We start from the raw sequence: 17,688 nt of genomic DNA, 5'->3' as shown, positions 1-17,688 counted from the left end.
GGCACGACGCCGCTAGGCTTGTCCGCCGTGACCGACACGACCGACGCCGCCCCCGTGTCGCAGACGGCCCAGCTCTACGACAACCTCCGCGCGGCCATCCTCACGCTCGACATCGCGCCGGGTGAGCGGATCTCGGAGCGCGGTCTCGAGGCACGGTTCCACGCCTCTCGCACCCCGGTCCGCGCCGCGCTGTCCCGGCTCGAGCGCGAGGGGCTCATCCTGCACGAGGGGCGCTCGTGGACGGTCACGCCGATCGACCTCGACGAGATCGCCTCGCTCGCCGAGCTCCGCGGGATCCTCGAGCCGGCGGCCGTCCGGCTCGCCGTCGAGCGGGCCAGCGCCGAGCAGCTCGCCGAGGTCCGCGGACACCTCGACGCCCTCCGTCCGACCCCGGACCAGCAGGCCGGCATCCGGATGGGCTCGACGTTCCACCTCGACCTCGCGGCCCTCGGCGGCAACCGGTTCGTCACCGACGCCATCGCCGACGCGCTGACGCGCCTGGAACGCACCCGGTGGATCGAGGTGCGCACCCCCGAGGCGCGCGACGCCGCCTGGCAGGAGCACAGTGCCATCATCGACGCCGTGCGCGACGGCGACGCCGACCGGGCAGCGGACCTCGTGGCGGCCCACGTCGCCGGCACGAACGACCGGCTGCTCGGCTGGATCGCCCAGGAGCGACGCCGCCTGCGGGGAGCGGGCATGACGATCGTCGGTGCCACCGAGCGCTGACGCGGCCACCGCCGCGGACGCGCACGCGGCACCGCCCACGGCGCCCCGACACACGGACGCCACCCGCCCGACGGCAGCGACGCGACCCGCGCAGAGCCGACGCGACCACCTGCGGTGGGGACCCGGGCGCGGTGCGGGGCACGGGCCTCCCGGCAGACCGCCGGAGGCCCGCGCGACCGCCGGTTACGGCCGCTCGGCGGGTTCCCCTGCGCCGTCGAGGTCGTCGAAGGTAGCGCCCTCCGTGTGGTCGAGCAGCGCGTCGCGCACCTCGGCCTCGTCGTGGCTCGCGCGGTTGGCGAGCTTGCTCCCGGATCGTGTCGACTGTGACATGTCGGTGTCCTTCCCCTGTGTGTGGGCAACCTGGTCGGTGCGGGCACACGGCCCGCTGGTGCGCTTCCTCACGGGACGTACTGAGGTCGCACCAGTGTCACGCCACCGCTGCCCTGCCGCAAGCGTCTCCGCCGACCTGTGGAGAACTAGGATGGTCCGGCCGCGCGGTCGAGGCGCGGTTCCAGCGGACGTCGGACGGGAGGCACGGCTTGGCCGACCAGCGCACCGCACCTCCCACGGTCTACGACGTCGCCTCTGCGGCGGGCGTCTCCATCGCCACCGTGTCGCGCGTGCTCCGCACGCCGGACGCCGTCCGCGAGGGCACCCGCGACCGCGTGCAGGCGGCGATCCGGAGTCTCGGCTACGTGCCCTCCGGCAACGCCCGGGGCCTCGCCGGCAAGCGCACCGGTGTGGTCGGCCTGCTGCTGCCGGGGTTCGACGTGGTGCCGGACGAGCGCCCCGACCTCGTCACCGACGGGGGCGTCCGCGTGGTCGACGACCGGCGGCACATGACGCAGCCGTTCTCGTCGAACCTGTACTTCGACGAGGTCCTGCGCGGCGCCGAGACCGAGGCGTGGCAGCGCGGCCTCGCCCTGATGGTCGCCGCGGGGCGCGGTTCGTCGCGCGACGTCATCGTCAACGACGTCGCCGGTCGGGTGGACGGCCTCGCGGTGCTGGCGCAGACCGTGCCGGACGACCTGCTCGAACACGTCGCGCGCCGCATCCCCGTGGTGGTGCTCGCCGACGACCGTCGGTCACACGGGTTCGACTCGGTGAGCGTCGACAACGCCGCCGGGATGCGCACGCTGGCGTCGCACGTGATCGGGCGGCTCGGCATCCGGTCGCTGGCGTACCTCGCCGGCCCGATCGACTCGCCCGACGACATGGAGCGCTCGGCGGGGTTCCGGGCGGCGCTCGACGACCACGGTGTGCCGGTGTCGTCGGTGCGGATCGTGCACGGTGACTTCGGACGGGCGCGGGCGCGGGAGCTCGCGGCCTCGCTGCTGGCGGACGACGTGCCGCGGGCGATCCTGTGCTCGAACGACCAGTCGGCGCTCGGGGTGCTCGAGGCCGCCGCCGCGCGGGGCATCCGGGTCCCCGAGGACGTCGTCGTGACGGGGTTCGACGGCATCGACGCGGGGCGGTTCGCGGTACCGCGGCTCACCACCGTGCACCAGCCGATGGGGGCGCTCGGTCGTGCCGCGGTGCTCGCGATCGTGGATCGGTTGGAGCGCCCGGACGGGCCGCCGCGCGCCGTCCGGCTGCCGGTCGAGGTGCTGCTGCGCGAGAGCTGCCCGCCGTCGTTCGAGCGGTAGATCCGTGCCGGTCCGCGAAACAACCGCGGTGTTGCACCGCGCGATGTAAGCGCATACATTGAGCACGTACCGAATCGACATGGAGGTCGACCGAGCAATGACGCTTCCCCCACAGCGCACGCGCGGCCCGCGCGACCCGGGCCCCCGCCGACGCGGCCGCCTCGCCGCGGCCCTCGCCGGGCTCGCCGTCGTGGCCCTCGTGGCCACCGGCTGCAGCATCCAGGTCCGCTCCGAACCCGATCCCACGATCGGCAAGGACACGATGCTCATCAACGCGGACCGCGGCAACCCGCTGTTCGACCGCAACTTCAACCCGTACATCCCGAACGCCCGGACGGCCTCCAAGTGGATGTACGAGCCCCTCATCGAGGTGAACCCCCTCGACGGCAAGCGCAACCCGTGGCTCGCCAGCGCGTGGAGTCAGCCCGACGCGAAGACGATCGACATGACGATCCGCTCCGGCGTCGAGTGGTCCGACGGTTCGCCGTTCAGCGCGGAGGACGTCGTCTTCACCTTCGACCTGCTCAAGAAGTTCCCCGCGATGGACGTCAAGGGCGCCTGGCAGCACATCGAGCGCATCGAGCAGGACGGCGACCACGTCGTCTTCCACCTCAAGAGCGAGGACGTCCCGAGCCTGACGATCATCGGGCAGACGTACATCCTCGGCGAGGACCACTGGGGCGGCGTGAAGGACCCGACGACCTGGCGCGACCCGAACCCGGTCGGCACCGGTCCGTTCGTCCTCGGCAACTACACCGACCAGCAGTACTCGATGGACAAGAACCCGAGGTACTGGCAGGCCGACGAGATCGCCATCAAGCACCTCATCCTGCCGGCGACGAACACCCAGCTCGACACCGTCACACGTGGTTACGACTGGGCGTACTCGTTCATCTCCGACGTGGAGGGCACGTGGGGAGCCGCTTCCGAGACGAACCAGTACTGGTTCCCGCCGGGCGGCATCACCGGCCTCATCCCGAACCTGACGAAGGCGCCCTTCAACGACGTGAACGTCCGTCGGGGGATCTCCCTGGCCCTCGACCGCGACGCGATCGCCGAGACGGCGACCGAGGGCAACCTGCAGGCAGCGGCGCAGACCGGGCTCATCCTGCCGAACCAGGAGCGCTACGTGAACGACGCGATCCCGGACAAGGGCATGGTGACGCAGGACGCCGACGCCGCGAAGGCAGCGTTCGCGAAGGCCGGCTACCGCGAGCAGGGTGGCAAGCTCGTCAAGGACGGCAAGCAGCTCCAGATCGCCATCACGACCGCGAACGGGTACTCCGACTGGCTCCGCGCCGTGCAGGAGGTCCGCCGCAACCTCACCGCGATCGGCATCGACGTCACCATCAAGGCCCCGCAGCCCGCCGGCTACCAGCAGGCGATCAACAACGGGCAGTTCGACATGGCGATGGGCGGCATGGGCAACGGCGACGTCTACCAGGCCTTCAACTCCCTGATGTCCACCGAGTTCTACCAGCCGGTCGGCAAGTCGACGGTCAACAACTACGAGCGGTACAAGAACGCCGACACCCAGGAGCTCCTCGACGAGTACAAGGCGACGACGGACACCGCGAAGCAGCAGGAGATCCTCGACCAGCTGCAGCAGATCGTCTACGACGAGCTGCCCGTCATCGGCATGTACTACGGCGGCCTCTGGGGACTCTTCAACACCGGCAAGTTCGTCGGCTGGCCCAGCGCTCAAGACCCCTACATGGCGCCGCAGAACTACGACTCGGCACCGCTGCTCATCTTCACCAAGCTCCGGTTGCGCGACAGCGCGGCGGGCAAGGAGATCCTGCAGCAGCAGGAGGACGCAAAGTGAAGTACATCCTCCAGAAACTCGTCCTCTTCGTCCTGACGCTCTGGGCCGCGGTCACGCTCAACTTCGTGCTCCCGCGCCTCATGCCCGGCAGCCCGGCCGACGCCGCACTCGCGAAGCTCGGCCAGAACGGTCCGGTCACCGACGCCACGAAGAAGGCCATCGAGGCCCAGCTCGGCGTGCCGACCGGCAACGTGTGGGACCAGTACGTCAGCTACCTGCACCAGGTCATCACCCTCGACTTCGGCACGAGCTACACGTTCTACCCCCAGCCCGTCGGCGACCTCGTGGCGAAGGCCCTGCCGTACACGCTCATCCTGGTCGGGGTCGTCACGATCCTGGCGTTCGTCCTCGGCACCCTGATCGGTGTAGCGGCGGCATGGAAGCGCGGCACCTGGCTCGACTCGCTCCCCACCCTGTCGGGCAGCTTCATGTCCACGTTCCCGTACTTCTGGACCGCCCTGCTGCTGCTGTTCTTCCTCGGCTACGTGCTGCACTGGTTCCCGACCACGGGCGCCTACTCGGCCACGACGACGCCCGGTCTGAACGGTGCGTTCCTCGGCGACGCCCTGCAGCACGCCGTGCTGCCGGCCGTCACGATCCTGGTGACGAGCCTGGGCGGCTGGATCATCGGCATGCGCAACGCGATGATCAACACCCTCGGTGACGACTACGTGACCTTCGCCGAGGCGAACGGCCTGCGCGGGCGCACCGTGGCCGTCCGGTACGCGGCCCGCAACGCGATCCTGCCGAACCTGACCGGCTTCGGCCTGGCGCTCGGCGGCGTGGTCGGCGGTTCGGTGCTGGTCGAGCAGGTGTTCGGGTACCCGGGCATCGGCTACCTGCTGTTCAACGCCGTGATCGGGCAGGACTACCCGCTCATGCAGGCCCTCTTCCTGATGATCACCGTGTCGGTGCTCATCGCCAACTTCATCGTGGACGTCATGTACGGCGTCCTGGACCCGAGGACGCGTCGATGACCAACACCACCACCCCGGACGCCACAGTCGCAGTCCGCACCCAAGAAGAAGCAGCTCAGGCGCCGTCCAAGTGGCGCGCCGCCGCCCGCCAGTTCGGCGTCGTCTGGTCGAACGGGAAGGCCCGGACCGGCATCGTCATCCTCGGCGTCTTCGTGCTCGTCGCGGTCTTCGCCCCGCTCCTGGCCCCGTACGGCGCCAGCCAGAACGGCTTCGCCCGGTCCGCCGACGCGACGCCCGACCACTGGATGGGCACCACCGCCGCCGGCGAGGACGTCCTGTCACAGCTCGTGTACGGCGCCCGCATCTCGGTCTTCGTCGGCGCGGTCGCGGGCGTCCTGTCCACGCTCGTCGCCGTCGCGATCGGCCTGAGCTGGGGCTACGTCCGGGGTTGGATCGCCGAGGTCATCGGGTTCATCGTGAACCTGTTCCTCGTCATCCCGGGTCTGCCCCTGATGATCGTCATCGCCGCCTACCTGCAGAACGGCGGCATCGCGGTGATCATCGCGGTCATCGTCGTCACCGGTTGGGCGTGGGGCGCTCGCGTGCTCCGGTCGCAGACGCAGTCGCTGCGCGGCCGGGACTTCGTCACCGCCGCCCAGTTCTCCGGTGACGGCGCGACGCGCATCGTGTTCCGCGAGATCCTGCCCAACATGACGAGCCTCATCGTCGGCAGCTTCTTCGGGGCCGCCACGAGCGCGATCCTCGCCGAGGCCGGCCTCGAGTTCCTCGGACTCGGCGACTCCTCGATCGTCAGCTGGGGCACGATCCTGTACTGGGCGCAGAACTCGAACGCGCTCCTCACCGGCCAGTGGATCCTGCTCTTCGCGCCCGGCCTCTGCATCGCGCTGCTCGCGATGAGCCTCACCCTGATCAACTTCGGCGTCGACGCCGTGTCCAACCCGCGGCTGCGCGAGGGCGCGCGGCCCCGTAAGGAGAAGACCGCATGAGCGGCTCGCCAGGAACGCACCCCGCAGACGGCCAGGAGGCACGGGACGGCGCCGCCACGCGCCTCTCCCCATCCGACACGGCCGGCCGACCGCTTCGCGGACGTCCGGAACCGGCGGCGGGGGCCCAGTCCGACGCCCGTCACGACCAAGGCGACGCCTCCGTCCTGCTCGACGTCCGCGACCTGTCGGTCGTCTACGAATCGGCCGGCCAGGAGGCCGTCCAGGCGGTCGACCACGTGTCGTTCTGCCTGCGGAAGGGCGAGTTCGTCGGCCTGGTCGGCGAGTCCGGTTCCGGCAAGTCGACGCTCGGCTACGCGCTGACCCGGCTGCAGAAGCCGCCGGCGCGCACGAACGGCGGCAGCATCGTCTTCGCGGGCAAGGACATCCGCGACCTCGACGAGGAAGCCCTGCGCCAGCAGCGGCAGGGCGGCTTCGCGATGGTGCTGCAGTCCGGCATGAACGCGCTCAACCCGGTGCGCACCATCCGGAACCACTTCATCGACGTCTTCAGGGCGCACGGCCACGTGCCGCGCGACCGCTGGGACGCCCGCATGCAGGAGCTCGTCGGCAAGGTGAAGCTGCCGACGTCGATGCTCGCCCGGTTCCCCGGGGAGCTCTCCGGCGGCATGCGGCAGCGCGTCTCCATCGCCCTGGCGCTCTCGCTCGAGCCGCAGCTCATGGTGTTCGACGAGCCGACGACGGCACTCGACGTCCTCGTGCAGCACGCCGTGATGGACACGATCATCGAGCTGCAGCGGTCCGAGGGCTTCACCGCCGTCCTCATCAGCCACGACCTCGGCATCGTCCTCGAGGCCACCGAACGCGTCCTCGTCATGCACGAGGGCCGCATCGTCGAGGACGGCCGCTCACTCGAGGTCCTCCGCGACCCGCAGGACGACTACACGAAGATGCTGCTGTCGCACTACGCGGACCCCCGCGCCGAGGTCGTCTCCCTGCCCGGGTTCCCCGACCGATCGCAGCGCTCGGTCTCGCGTCAGCAGACGACCTCGTCGTTCGCCACCGTCGGCTCCCGTGAACGCTCCGCCGCGAAGAACCCGATCGTGGTCGACCACCTCGTGAAGACCTACCCGGCGCCGCGTCGCGGGGAGCAGCCGGTGCAGGCCGTGCGGGACGTGTCGTTCACCCTCGAACCCGGGCAGTCGCTCGCGCTCGTCGGCCAGTCCGGTTCCGGCAAGTCGACGATCGCGAAGATGCTCACCGGCGTCGAGAAGCCGACGACCGGCACGGTCCGCTTCGGCGACGCCGACGTCGGCCGCCTGGGCCGGCGCGGCCTGAAGGACCTCCGTTCCGAGGTGCAGATGGTCTTCCAGGACCCGTACTCGGCGCTCAACCCGCTGCACACGGTGGAGTACACGCTGTCCCGGCCGATCGCGAACTACACGGACCTGCGCGGGCGGGACGCCCGCAGGCGCGTGCTCGAGCTGCTCGAGACCGTGGGCCTGACCCCCGTCGAGCAGTTCGCGCAGAAGCTCCCGCACCAGCTCTCCGGCGGGCAGCGGCAGCGCGTCGTCATCGCCCGGGCGCTCGCGAGCGACCCGCAGGTGATCATCGCCGACGAGCCGGTCTCGATGCTCGACGTCACGCTGCGTGCAGGAGTGCTCGCCCTGCTCGAGGACCTCCGCGAGCAGTGGGGCGTCTCGCTCCTCTACATCACGCACGACCTGCTCAGCGCGCGCCTCATCACGGACGACATCATGGTGCTGCACGACGGCGCGGTCGTCGAGCGCGGCCGCACCGCCGAGGTGTTGCAGCACCCGCAGGACGACTACACGGTGGCGCTCCTGGACGCCGTGCCGAACCCGCGGCGGACACTGCTGGCATGAACTTCCCCACCGTGCCGCCCTTCGGGCACCTCCCGACCCCGGACCACGTCGACGTCGTCGGCATCGACCTGCCCGTCGGTCGGCTCACCGCGTACCGCGTGGTGCCTGACGGGCCGTCGAAGGGCACCGTCCTGATCGTCCCCGGCTACACCGGCTCGAAGGAGGACTGGCGCACCTTCATGCCGCTCCTCCGCGACGCCGGCTGGACCGCGGTGGCGATCAGCCGTCGCGGGCAGGCGGACTCGGCAGCGCCGCCCTCGCCGTCGGACCACTCGCTCGACGAGGAAGCCGCCGACGTCGTCCGGGTGGCCGCCCTGCTCGACGACGGCGCCCCGGTCCACCTGATCGGTCACTCGCTCGGCGGGGTCATCGCCCGCGCCGCCGCGATCGCCTCGCCGTCGTCGTTCCGCGACGTCGTGCAGTTCTGCTCCGGACCGTACGGCTGGCCCTACCGCAAGGTGACCGAGCTGACGATCCTGCACGACACCGGTGGCAACCTCCGCCAGCTGTTCGACTCGACGAACCCGCTCTGGGCCTACCGCCCCGACGACGAGCTGCCGGACGGCGTCCGGATGGTCCGCGACCGCTTCGACGCGACCAGCCCGCTCAGCGTCGTCGCCGGCGGGCACATCCTCGAGGACCACACCGACTCGTCGGCCGAGCTCCGCGCGACCGGGCTGCCCGTGCTCGTCGCGCACGGCGAGTGGGACAACGCCTGGCCGATCCCGTGGCAGCGCCGGATGGCGGAGGACACCGGGGCGGCCTACGAGGTCATCCCGACCAGCTACCACGGCCCCCACGTCGAGAACCCCGCGGCGACGCTCGAGGTCTTCGACCGCTTCCTGTCGGCGCACTGATGCCGGCCCGTTGAAAGGCACCATCATCACCACCCTGCACTTCCCCGACGGCTTCCTCTGGGGCGCCGCCACCGCCGCCCACCAGATCGAGGGCAACAACGTCAACAGCAACTGGTGGGTGCACGAGCACGAGCCGGACACCACGATCGTCGAGCCCTCGGGCGACGCCGCGGACAGCTACCACCGCTACCGCGACGACATCCGCATCGCCGCCGAGCTCGGCCTGAACTCGTACCGGTTCAGCATCGAGTGGGCCCGCATCGAGCCCGAGCGCGGGTCCGTCAGCCGCGCCGAGGTCGACCACTACCGCCGCATGGTCGAGACGTGCCACGAGTTCGGCATCGAGCCGATCGTGACGCTCATGCACTTCACCGTGCCGCGGTGGTTCGAGCGCGACGGCTTCTGGCGCGCCCCCGACGCCGCCGACCTGTTCGCCCGCTACACCGAGGCCGCGCTGCCTGTGGTGCAGGACGGCGTCCGCTACGTCTGCACGATCAACGAGCCGAACATCGCGGCCATGCTCGCCGGCGGCGAGGACGCCGCGAACCTCGTCGCCTTCGGCCTGCCGAACCCGGACCTCGGCGTCGCCGACGCCCTGCTGGCCAGCCACAAGCGGTCGCGAGACGTGTTGTCACAGGTGTCGGGCCTCCAGTCAGGCTGGACCATCGCGACCCAGGCGTTCACGTCCAACGGTGAGCCGGGCGCGGACGCGATGCTCCGCGAGTACGGGTACCCGCGCGACGACTGGTACCTCGAGAACGCTGCCGGCGACGACTTCCTCGGCGTGCAGGCGTACACCCGGACCTTCATCGGCGCTTCCGGTCCGTTGCCCGTGGCGGACGACGTCGAGACCACCCTGACCGGCTGGGAGTTCTACCCCGAGGCCTCGGCCGACGGGCTCCGCAGCGCGTGGGAGCTCTCCGGTGGCGTCCCGCTGATGATCACCGAGAACGGCATCGCCACCGCCGACGACTCCCGCCGGCAGGTCTACACGCAGGGCGCCCTCGAGGGCATCCACCGCTGCATCGAGGACGGCATCGAGGTCCTCGGCTACCAGCACTGGTCGCTGCTCGACAACTACGAGTGGGCGTCCGGCTTCCGGCCGACGTTCGGTCTGGTCGCCTGGGACCCGGAGACCTTCGAGCGCACGCCGAAGCCCTCTGCCCACTGGTACGGCGGCGTGGCCCGGGCGAACGCGCTCGAGCGCGTGGGTCAGCTCGCCCCGTAGTAGTGCGCCAGCTGCTCCGCGACCGCTCGGTCGCGGAGCAGTTCCGCGCGGTCGCTCGCACTCGACCCCTCGTCGTCCCGGGCGTTCACGTCGACGTCGAGCTCGAGGGCGGCCCGCACCGTGTCGACGTCGCCGGAGTCGACCGCGGCGATGAGCAGGGTCGCGCCCCGCGAACCGACCGCCCGTGTCGAGGCACCCGCCGCGGCGAGGGCGCGGACGACCTCGGCGTGACCACCCCAGGCCGCGCGGACGATCGCGGTGTTGCCGTCGGCGTCCCGCGCCTCGAGGTCGGCACCGGCAGCGGCGAGCACGGCGACGGCACGACGGGCGTCCCGGTCGATCGCCAGCGTGAGCGGCGTGCGTCCCTCGGTGTCCGTGAGCTCGACCGACGCCCCGCGACGCAGGAGCTCCTCGAGCATCGCCGCACGGTCGAACCACGCGGCGGCGTGCAGCGGCGCGAAGCCCCACCGCTGGTCCACGTCGTCGACGTCGCTCGCGTCGTCGGCCAGGTGCAGCCCGCCGAGGTCGCCGTACGCCGCGGCGCGCACGACCTCGGTGGCGTACTCCACCCAGCCGTCCGGCACCGGCCCGTGCCAGCCCCGCGCCGGGCGGTCCCCGAGCGCGTCGTACACCGACTCGGCGACGCTCCGGACGGCGACCTGGACGTCGGTGAACCGGATCGCGACCTCGCCGACGGGGGAGACGAGCAGCCGGAGCTCCCAGGCGTCCTGCCCCGGCACGTGGTCGAGTTCCCCGCGGGCGATGTGGGCGTCGCCGGCGAGCAGGTCCGCGGGGTCGACGTGCGTCGGGTCGATGACGGCGTCGTCGAAGCGCAGGGTCACCCGCGCGTGGTTCCACCGGCGCCACAGGCCGTCCGGGGTGTCGAGCACCTCGTCGTTCCGCACCACGACCTCGGCGCGGACGACCACGGGATCCGGGGTGCCGTGTCCCGGCAGGTCGACCGGGGTCGTCGCCTCGTCGTCGCCGTCACCGGTGCTGCCCGCGGCCGGCGCTTCGGCGCTCAGCGCGGCGAGGCGCGAGTCGACCCAGCGCACGGTGGCGAGGGCCGCCACGGGCGGGGGAGCGTCCTCGAGCAGTCGGGTCAGGTGGTCGGCTGCTCCCTCGAGGTCCTCGAGCGACACGTAGCCGACCGCCGGCCAGTTCACTCGACTCCATCGCACGGGTCGACACTACCCGGCGAGCGTGCTCCGTCCCCGGCGGTGCCGTCGCCTCGTCGGGGCGGCGCCCTGCGGCGGTCCGCCGGGCTGCCGATCGGGACGCCTGCGCTGCAGCAGCCGGATGACGGGTCGGTCGAACGCGAACCACACGACGACCGAGGCCACCACCGCTGCGGACACCGCTCCGACCACGGCCACGACCGGGCCGCGGGCGTCCGACACCACCGCGGCCACCACGGCGACCGCGGCCGGAGCGACGATCGGGTGCGTCAGGTAGAGCGCGTACGAGGCGTCGCCGAGCGTGCGTCCGACGGGACCGGCCCGCCGGCCCCACGACCGTTCGCCGGCGACTGTGGTCAGGAGCACCAGCGCGGCCAGCGGCAGGAGCGACAGGCTCGGCACGGAGGCCCCGGCCACGATCCCGACCAGCGTCCAGACCACCGTGATCGCTGCGATCCGCAGGACGAGCCGGCGCGTGGCGCGGTCGAGCGCCCAGGTGCCGATCGCCATGCCGACGAGGAAGCAGAGCACCCACCGGTTCGCGTGGAACTGCCACGTCGGCCACCCGCGACCGCGGACGGCCGAGAGCACCGCGAGCGCCACGAACACCGGCGCCGCCAGCCGGAACGGGTCGATCCGCGCCGCGAGGGCGATCGTGACCACCAGGTAGAACAGCAGCTCGAACGAGAGCGTCCACGTGACCGTGTAGAACGGCTCGACCACACCGTTCGGCCCGCGACCGGGCAGGAAGAGGTACGAGAGCACGATGTACCCGGGGGAGGTCGCGGCCCGCTCGAGTGCCTGCGGCGCGACCACGAGCATCGCGAGCTTCACCGTCATGACCGCCCACGCGAGCGGCAGGATCCGGACGAGCCGTCGGCGCAGGAAGTCCCGCCAGGACGGCCGTGGGGTGCGCTGCGTCACGAGCACGGCGACGAAGCCGCTGATCGCGAAGAAGACGGTGACACCGACCTGTCCCGTCGGAAGGTCGACCGCCGGCGTGCCGAAACGGGCGTGCAGGTAGATCGGCAGGTGCGCGCACACGACCAGGAGCGCTGCGACGAATCGCAGCACCTGGACACCGCCGAAGGACGGTCGGGCGACGGACATGCCTCCAGCCTCACCGGCAGGAACGCGCGTCGCGAACTCTCCAGATGTCGTGTTTCGCGGTGTCATCGCTCTCGTTCCCATCGCGTCCGCCATGCATTCGGAGGATTGCTCCGCTCGTCCGCGCCCTGCACAGGATGGGGCGCATGGAACCCTCCTCGCGGCGCCTCCGGGCCGCCGATCCCCCTCGCCCCACCCGTCGCCGTTCGGCCGGGCTCATCGCGACCGTCGTCACCGGCGTCGTCCTCGCGGTCCTGCTCGCCGAGCACGGGCCGCCCCGATCCGCCCGTGCGGAACCCCGAGCCAGTCCGACGCCCTCGATCCGACCGATCGGGGGCAGCGGACTGTTCGGACCCGGCGAGCAGCCGCGCTTCACGGTCGCCGGGGTCGAACGGGCCGCCGACGTCACGTGGAAGATCAACGACACGAGCGGCGCGATCGTCGACTCCGGAGCCGGACGCGCTGCGGCCCGGTCGGTCGAGGTCCAGCCGACCGCTGTCCTGCCGTCCGGCACGTACCGCGTCACCGTGGACGTCGCCGGTGGGGCGACGACGTCCTACCGGTTCGTGCGGACGATCGCGGGGCCGACCGCCGAGGACACGTACTTCGGGCTCGCCGTCGACCCGGTGGCCGGGGCACTCCCGACGCTCGACGCCCTCGGCGCGGGGACCTCCCGACAGGACCTCCAGTGGAGCGCCGTCGAGAAGCAGGCCGGCACCTTCGACTTCACCGCCGTAGACGCGCGCATCGACCCGCTCGTGCGCGACCGCGGCCTCAGCCCGCTCTTCGTCCTCGACTACGGCCACGTCGCGTACACCGGCAGCGCGATGGCGCCGCCCGACGTCTCGAAGCCGGCGCAGGCCGCGGCGTGGGAGCGGTACGTCCGCGAGACCGTCACGCACATGCGCGAGCGGCACCCCGGCGCGGACCTGTCCTACGAGGTCTGGAACGAGTGGTCGAACAACCACGGCTCGCTGCCGGACACCCCTGCGGCGTACATCGAACTCGCCCGGGTCACCGCGGCGGTCATCCGCGACGCGGATCCCGACGCGACCATCGTCGGACCGGCCCAGAACGCGGTCGCCGGCCACGAGCTGCGGTGGCTGTCGGAGTGGTTCGCAGCCGGCGGCGCCGACCACGTGGACGCCGTGAGCATCCACCCGTACAACCAGCCGTGGGGTCCGGAGCACTGCGAGCCCACGAACCCGTGCATCGGCGAGGCCCTGTTCTGGCTTCGCGAGACCGCCGACCGGTACCCGCGCGCCGACGGCACGGCACTGCCGATCTGGATCACCGAGACCGGCTGGCCGACCCGGTTCGCCGGGCAGGGCTGGGTCGACCCGGACGACCAGACCGCGTACGTCCTGCGGACCTACGCCGTCGCGGCGCAGTTCGGCGTCGAACGCCTGTACCTGTTCGAGATGGCCGAGCCCTCGCTCGCCGACCCGGACGGCACCGCACGGACGTTCGGCCTGACGGGCAGCGCGGTCACCGGGTACGAGCCGAAGACCTCGGCCGCGGGGTGGGCGACGATGCAGCGAGTCCTCGCCGGCAAGCGGTACGTCCCCGAGCGCCGCGTCGGCGACCAGAGCGACATGCTGTTCAGCTCGCCGGACGGACGACACCACACCCGGGTGGTCTGGCAGACGTCCTCGCGGTCCTCGGCGACGCCCGTCCGCGTGGCGATGCGCGGCACCGGGACGATCGTGGAGCCGACCGGATCGGCGAAGACCGTGACCGCGACGGACGGCACGCTCGCCATGTCCGCGAAGTGGATCCCGCGGTTCGTCGTCTGGGACGACTAGCGCACGACGATCCCGCCGGCGCAGGGCTGCGTCGGCGGGATCGGTGCCGGCGGGCACGGTCAGCGGACCGACGGCGTGGTCGCGGGGTCGAACGGGTGCCGAGTCCCGTGCCCGTCCGTCCCGCGCCACCCCTGCCAGCGGCCGTGGAGCTGGGCGCGCTGGAACCGCACCCCGTCGGCGTCGCGGCGCACCCGGGCCACGAGCACCGCGGCTGCCGACCGGGCGATCCAGTACGCGGCCTGCCCCCGGAGCCCGTGCTTCCGCAGCACCCGCCCGAAGCCGCGGTTGTACCGCAGCACCTTCGCCAGGGTCTCGTCGGTCATGCCGTCGTGCCGGAAGTCGCCGTGCCGCACCGTGGTGTCCGGCATGTACGCGATCCGCGCACCGTTCCGCAGTGCCCGGATGACCAGGTCGTTCTCCTCACCGGAGCCGAACGGTGTCGCGGCACCGGTGCCGAGCGCGACGTCGAACAACCCGTTCTGCTCGAGCAGTTCGCGGCGCAGGAAGATCCCCGCGGCGACGATCGTGCGGGGGACCCGCCAGCTGGTCACCAGGCTCGGGCGTCGCTGCCAGCGCAGCATCGTGCCGCTGTCGTCCGACGCGCGACAGGGGATCGCGGCGCCGTCCAGGCCCCGGGCGTCCATCCGTTCGGAGAGCAGCTCGAGCACGCCGTCGTCGAACCAGCAGTCGTCGTCCGGGAACGCGACGATGTCGCCGCGGAGCACGGCGAGTCCACGGTTCCGCCCGCGGCTCACCCCGCGCACGACCGGTTCGTGGACGTGCTCGGCGTGGCCGGCGTCGATGAGGGCGCGCAGGACCGGGAGCGCGTCGGGCTCCGGGCGCTGCTCGACCACGGTGACGAAGACGGACACCCGAGCGCGGCGGATGGACTCGAGGCAGCGCTCGATGTGCTCCGGCGACCGGATGGTCGAGATGACGAGGTGGAAGCGGTGGGTCGCTGCAGCGGTGGCGTGGGTCACGACGACACCGGACCCGTGTGCAGCAGGGCGGCCGTCGAGCGGTCCCCGCGGAGCCAGTCCACGAGCTCGCGCCGGATGCCCTCGAGCCGTTCCTGCAGGGCGAAGACCGTGCCCGTGGCCCCGGCACGGACGGCGTCGGCGCCGAGCATCGCACGGACGAGGGTGTCGACCGAGTGGCCCACCGAGACGGGCGCCGGCGCGCCGGTGACGCTCGACCAGAAGTCGTCGCACTTCGAGGCGTAGGACAGCGGCACCGTCGGGACGTCGAGGGCGAGCGCTGCCACGACGCCGTGCAGCCGCTCGGAGACGACGAGGTCGCACCCGGCGAGCACCGACATCGTCGTGGCGACGTCGGTGTACTCGTGGACGGTCGACGGGGTCACGAGCCGTTCGGACAGCACACGCGCCGCGGCGCGGTCCGGTCGTGAGAGTGCGAGCGCGACGACCTCGTGCGTCCCGGTGGCGAGGGCGTGCTCGTCGACCGCCGCGGCGACCGTCTCGACGTCGAAGCGGGTCTGCGGGTCGGACCCCAGCGCGACACCGATCCGTCGTCGCACTGGGGTGCCGGTCGGTTCCACGGACCGGACGAGCGGGTACAGGAGCGCCGGGTCGCCGCAGACCGTCGTCGGGCCGAGGTGTTCGGTGACCTCGTCCGCCGTGATCGGACCGCGGACCCCGGCGAGGCGCATCCCGCCGAGCTCCTGCCAGGCGCTCCACTGTTGAGGGTGTCGGGAGAGGGCGTACGCGTCCGTCCGGGCGGCGGCGCCGAGCCCGACGCCGACGACGCCGGCTGCTCCGTAGTTCCGGACGGCGAGCCGGGCGTGCTCCGCCCAGGCCTGGTACCCGATGGTCGTGCCGCCGCCGAGCAGGACGACGCGCTCCGAACCGACCAACCGGAGTCGTTCGCGAGCGACCCGGGGCAGGGCACGCAGGTACGCGCGGGTCGTCAGGGGCGCCTCGACGTCGAGGGGGTCGTCGAGCGCCGCTCGCCACGTCTCGTGCAGCAGGTCGTCGCCGAAGTTGCCGTTGCTCTGCCACCCGAGGTAGACGAGGGAGCGGCGGGTGGGTTTCATCGGGGGTCCTTCGAGGAGAGGCGGGCGCGCGAGGCCCGGCGAGGACTCTCGCTGACCGGCGCGGACGGTTCGTAGTTGTAGTAGGTCTTGGCCCGGCGCTGCGGGGGCAGGCGGTTCACCACGAGGCCGAGCAGTCGGGCGCCCACCTGTGCCACGGTGCGCTCGGCGGTGGTGAAGTCGGCACGCTTCGTCTGGCCCTGCACACTGACGACGAGCAGGACACCGGAGCAGATCGCCCCGAGGACGGCCGGGTCGGTGACGGGCAGCATCGGCGGTGCGTCGACGATGACGTACTCGTACCGTGACTCGAGTTCACGGACCAGGTCGACCATCCGACTCGAGCTGAGCAGCTCGCTCGGGTTCGGCGGCACGCGACCGGCGGCGAGGACGTGCAGCGGGTTGTCCGCGCCGATCTCCTGGACGGCGTCGTCGAGGTCGACCTGCCGGGTGAGCACGGTCGACAGGCCGACGCGGCTCTCGATCCCCAGGTACACCCCGGTGGTCGGGCGACGCAGGTCGGCGTCGACGAGGACCACCTTCGAGCCGTTCTGCGCGAGCATGAGCGCCAGGTTCACGGCAGTGGACGACTTGCCCTCGCCCGGAGTCGCACTCGTGACGACGATGCTCTGCGCCGCACCGTCGAGGTTCGTGTAGGTCAGGTGCGTCCGGAGCTGCCTGAAGGCCTCGGCCCGGGTGCTGTACCGGTTGTCGAACGACACCAGGGGGTCCTTCGCGATCGTGTCGTCGACGGCGAACTCGCCGAGGATGCTCGCGTCCGTGAGCCGACGCAGCGCCTCGAACGACCGCAGTCGGGTGTCGAGGACCTCGCGGAGGACGGCCTGTGCGACGCCCAGGGCGAGGCCGGCGAGGACGCCGATCGCGATGTTGACCGGCAGGCGCGGAGCGAAGGGGACCGTCGGCGGGGACGCCCGCTGGAAGACGCTGAGGTTGACGAGGGAGTCGGCGGCCGACGTCGACCGCTCGACCTGCTCGACCACCTTGACGAGCTGGTCGGCGACGGCGTTGGCGATCGCCGCCGCCTGCTCCGGTGCGGTGTCCGTCGCCGTGATCGTGATGAGCACGGTGTCCGTCGTCGACTCCGCGGACACCACGCGGCTGAGGTCCGCGTCGGCGGGCAACCCGAGCTGTCGAGCGGCGAGGCCGAGCACCCGCGGCGTGAGCGCGAGCTCCTCGTACGACTTCACGCGGGCGGCGGAGAAGTTGTTGCCCTGGCTCAGGTCGTTCACCGAGGCGCCCGACGCGACGGAGACGAAGACCGCGCTCGATGCCCGGTACTGCGGCGACTGCACGGCGGAGACGGCCGCCGCGAGGCCGGCCGCGAGCACGACCACCGCCACGACGGAGAGCCAACGGAGTCTCAGCAGGTCGACGAACTGCGCAAGCGTCATCGACGCACTTCCCCTCGATCGTTGTGTGTGTGTGTGATACTCATAGTAGTAGATATGAAATACGACGGCAACCACGATCGGAG

General features: G+C 71.7%; 15 protein-coding genes. 9 read left to right on the top strand and 6 right to left on the bottom strand.

Going from position 1 to position 17,688, the window contains the following annotated elements; genetic code table 11:
* Positions 1-27: 27 nt before the first annotated feature.
* Positions 28-729: a GntR family transcriptional regulator gene (locus tag BIU94_RS00240; protein WP_254782813.1), complete on the top strand. Its 702-nt coding sequence runs from the start codon at positions 28-30 to the stop codon at positions 727-729.
* Between the two features lie 183 nt (positions 730-912).
* On the opposite strand, the gene BIU94_RS17570 is transcribed toward BIU94_RS00240, so the two are convergent.
* Entirely contained in the window at positions 913-1,059 is a 147-nt protein-coding gene (locus BIU94_RS17570) for a hypothetical protein (protein ID WP_175472176.1), read from the bottom strand.
* Between the two features lie 209 nt (positions 1,060-1,268).
* Here BIU94_RS17570 and BIU94_RS00235 point away from each other — a divergent pair, with 209 nt between their 5' ends.
* The 7 genes from BIU94_RS00235 (at position 1,269) to BIU94_RS00205 (ending at position 10,053) form a co-directional block, all read left to right on the top strand.
* Positions 1,269-2,375, top strand: a complete 1,107-nt coding sequence (locus BIU94_RS00235; protein ID WP_071253035.1) for a LacI family DNA-binding transcriptional regulator — start codon at positions 1,269-1,271, stop codon at positions 2,373-2,375.
* A gap of 97 nt (positions 2,376-2,472) precedes the next feature.
* Positions 2,473-4,200 carry an ABC transporter substrate-binding protein gene (locus tag BIU94_RS00230; RefSeq protein ID WP_254784674.1) on the top strand — a complete coding sequence of 576 codons (1,728 nt, stop codon included), beginning with the start codon at positions 2,473-2,475 and terminating at the stop codon, positions 4,198-4,200.
* The gene (locus BIU94_RS00225) at positions 4,197-5,177 is read left to right on the top strand and encodes an ABC transporter permease (protein WP_071253033.1); all 981 of its coding nucleotides are present in this window, start codon (positions 4,197-4,199) and stop codon (positions 5,175-5,177) included. Before BIU94_RS00230 ends, BIU94_RS00225 begins: the two co-directional genes overlap by 4 nt.
* Positions 5,174-6,124 (top strand): ABC transporter permease, encoded by a 951-nt coding sequence (locus BIU94_RS00220; protein WP_071253032.1) that lies wholly within the window; start codon positions 5,174-5,176, stop codon positions 6,122-6,124. The genes BIU94_RS00225 and BIU94_RS00220 overlap by 4 nt, the downstream gene beginning before the upstream one ends.
* Complete coding sequence (locus BIU94_RS00215; protein ID WP_083404477.1) at positions 6,121-7,968, top strand: ABC transporter ATP-binding protein; 1,848 nt, start codon at positions 6,121-6,123, stop codon at positions 7,966-7,968. The genes BIU94_RS00220 and BIU94_RS00215 overlap by 4 nt, the downstream gene beginning before the upstream one ends.
* Positions 7,965-8,825, top strand: coding sequence for an alpha/beta fold hydrolase (locus BIU94_RS00210; protein WP_071253030.1), 861 nt, complete (start codon positions 7,965-7,967; stop codon positions 8,823-8,825). Before BIU94_RS00215 ends, BIU94_RS00210 begins: the two co-directional genes overlap by 4 nt.
* A gap of 10 nt (positions 8,826-8,835) precedes the next feature.
* Positions 8,836-10,053 (top strand): glycoside hydrolase family 1 protein, encoded by a 1,218-nt coding sequence (locus BIU94_RS00205; protein ID WP_254784671.1) that lies wholly within the window; start codon positions 8,836-8,838, stop codon positions 10,051-10,053.
* Here BIU94_RS00205 and BIU94_RS00200 read toward each other — a convergent pair.
* A complete protein-coding gene (locus BIU94_RS00200) occupies positions 10,038-11,234 on the bottom strand; it encodes an ankyrin repeat domain-containing protein (RefSeq protein WP_139196206.1) in 1,197 nt (398 codons plus the stop codon). The two genes, BIU94_RS00205 and BIU94_RS00200, sit on opposite strands and share 16 nt — an antisense overlap.
* 9 nt (positions 11,235-11,243) lie before the next feature.
* Entirely contained in the window at positions 11,244-12,341 is a 1,098-nt protein-coding gene (locus tag BIU94_RS00195) for an acyltransferase (RefSeq protein ID WP_071253025.1), read from the bottom strand.
* A gap of 143 nt (positions 12,342-12,484) precedes the next feature.
* Between BIU94_RS00195 and BIU94_RS00190 the strand changes: the two genes are divergently transcribed.
* Complete coding sequence (locus tag BIU94_RS00190) at positions 12,485-14,143, top strand: glycosyl hydrolase (protein WP_071253024.1); 1,659 nt, start codon at positions 12,485-12,487, stop codon at positions 14,141-14,143.
* 59 nt (positions 14,144-14,202) lie between these two features.
* Here BIU94_RS00190 and BIU94_RS00185 read toward each other — a convergent pair whose 3' ends face one another.
* Genes BIU94_RS00185 through BIU94_RS17565 form a run of 3 tightly spaced genes read right to left on the bottom strand, consistent with a single transcriptional unit; the run spans position 14,203 to position 17,605 of the window.
* Positions 14,203-15,123: a glycosyltransferase family 2 protein gene (locus BIU94_RS00185; protein WP_071253022.1), complete on the bottom strand. Its 921-nt coding sequence runs from the start codon at positions 15,121-15,123 to the stop codon at positions 14,203-14,205.
* Entirely contained in the window at positions 15,120-16,196 is a 1,077-nt protein-coding gene (locus BIU94_RS00180) for a polysaccharide pyruvyl transferase family protein (protein ID WP_071253018.1), read from the bottom strand. Before BIU94_RS00180 ends, BIU94_RS00185 begins: the two co-directional genes overlap by 4 nt.
* Entirely contained in the window at positions 16,193-17,605 is a 1,413-nt protein-coding gene (locus tag BIU94_RS17565; RefSeq protein ID WP_071253016.1) for a polysaccharide biosynthesis tyrosine autokinase, read from the bottom strand. Before BIU94_RS17565 ends, BIU94_RS00180 begins: the two co-directional genes overlap by 4 nt.
* Between the last annotated feature and the right edge of the window lie 83 nt (positions 17,606-17,688).

It is taken from the genome of Curtobacterium sp. MMLR14_006 (assembly GCF_001864985.1).
Classification (GTDB): Bacteria; Actinomycetota; Actinomycetes; order Actinomycetales; family Microbacteriaceae; genus Curtobacterium.
Note: the sequence above shows the minus strand (reverse complement) of the source record. Positions and strands in the feature narration are given on the sequence as shown.

What these genes read in the sequence shown, in the direction of transcription:
- BIU94_RS00215 (WP_083404477.1), top strand. Translation starts at nt 6,121, where the DNA reads ATGAGCGGCTCGCCAGGAACGCACCCCGCAGACGGCCAGGAGGCACGG.
- BIU94_RS00210 (WP_071253030.1), top strand. Translation starts at nt 7,965, where the DNA reads ATGAACTTCCCCACCGTGCCGCCCTTCGGGCACCTCCCGACCCCGGAC.
- BIU94_RS00195 (WP_071253025.1), bottom strand. Translation starts at nt 12,341, where the DNA reads ATGTCCGTCGCCCGACCGTCCTTCGGCGGTGTCCAGGTGCTGCGATTC.
- BIU94_RS17570 (WP_175472176.1), bottom strand. Translation starts at nt 1,059, where the DNA reads ATGTCACAGTCGACACGATCCGGGAGCAAGCTCGCCAACCGCGCGAGC.
- BIU94_RS00220 (WP_071253032.1), top strand. Translation starts at nt 5,174, where the DNA reads ATGACCAACACCACCACCCCGGACGCCACAGTCGCAGTCCGCACCCAA.
- BIU94_RS17565 (WP_071253016.1), bottom strand. Translation starts at nt 17,605, where the DNA reads ATGACGCTTGCGCAGTTCGTCGACCTGCTGAGACTCCGTTGGCTCTCC.
- BIU94_RS00180 (WP_071253018.1), bottom strand. Translation starts at nt 16,196, where the DNA reads ATGAAACCCACCCGCCGCTCCCTCGTCTACCTCGGGTGGCAGAGCAAC.
- BIU94_RS00190 (WP_071253024.1), top strand. Translation starts at nt 12,485, where the DNA reads ATGGAACCCTCCTCGCGGCGCCTCCGGGCCGCCGATCCCCCTCGCCCC.
- BIU94_RS00230 (WP_254784674.1), top strand. Translation starts at nt 2,473, where the DNA reads ATGACGCTTCCCCCACAGCGCACGCGCGGCCCGCGCGACCCGGGCCCC.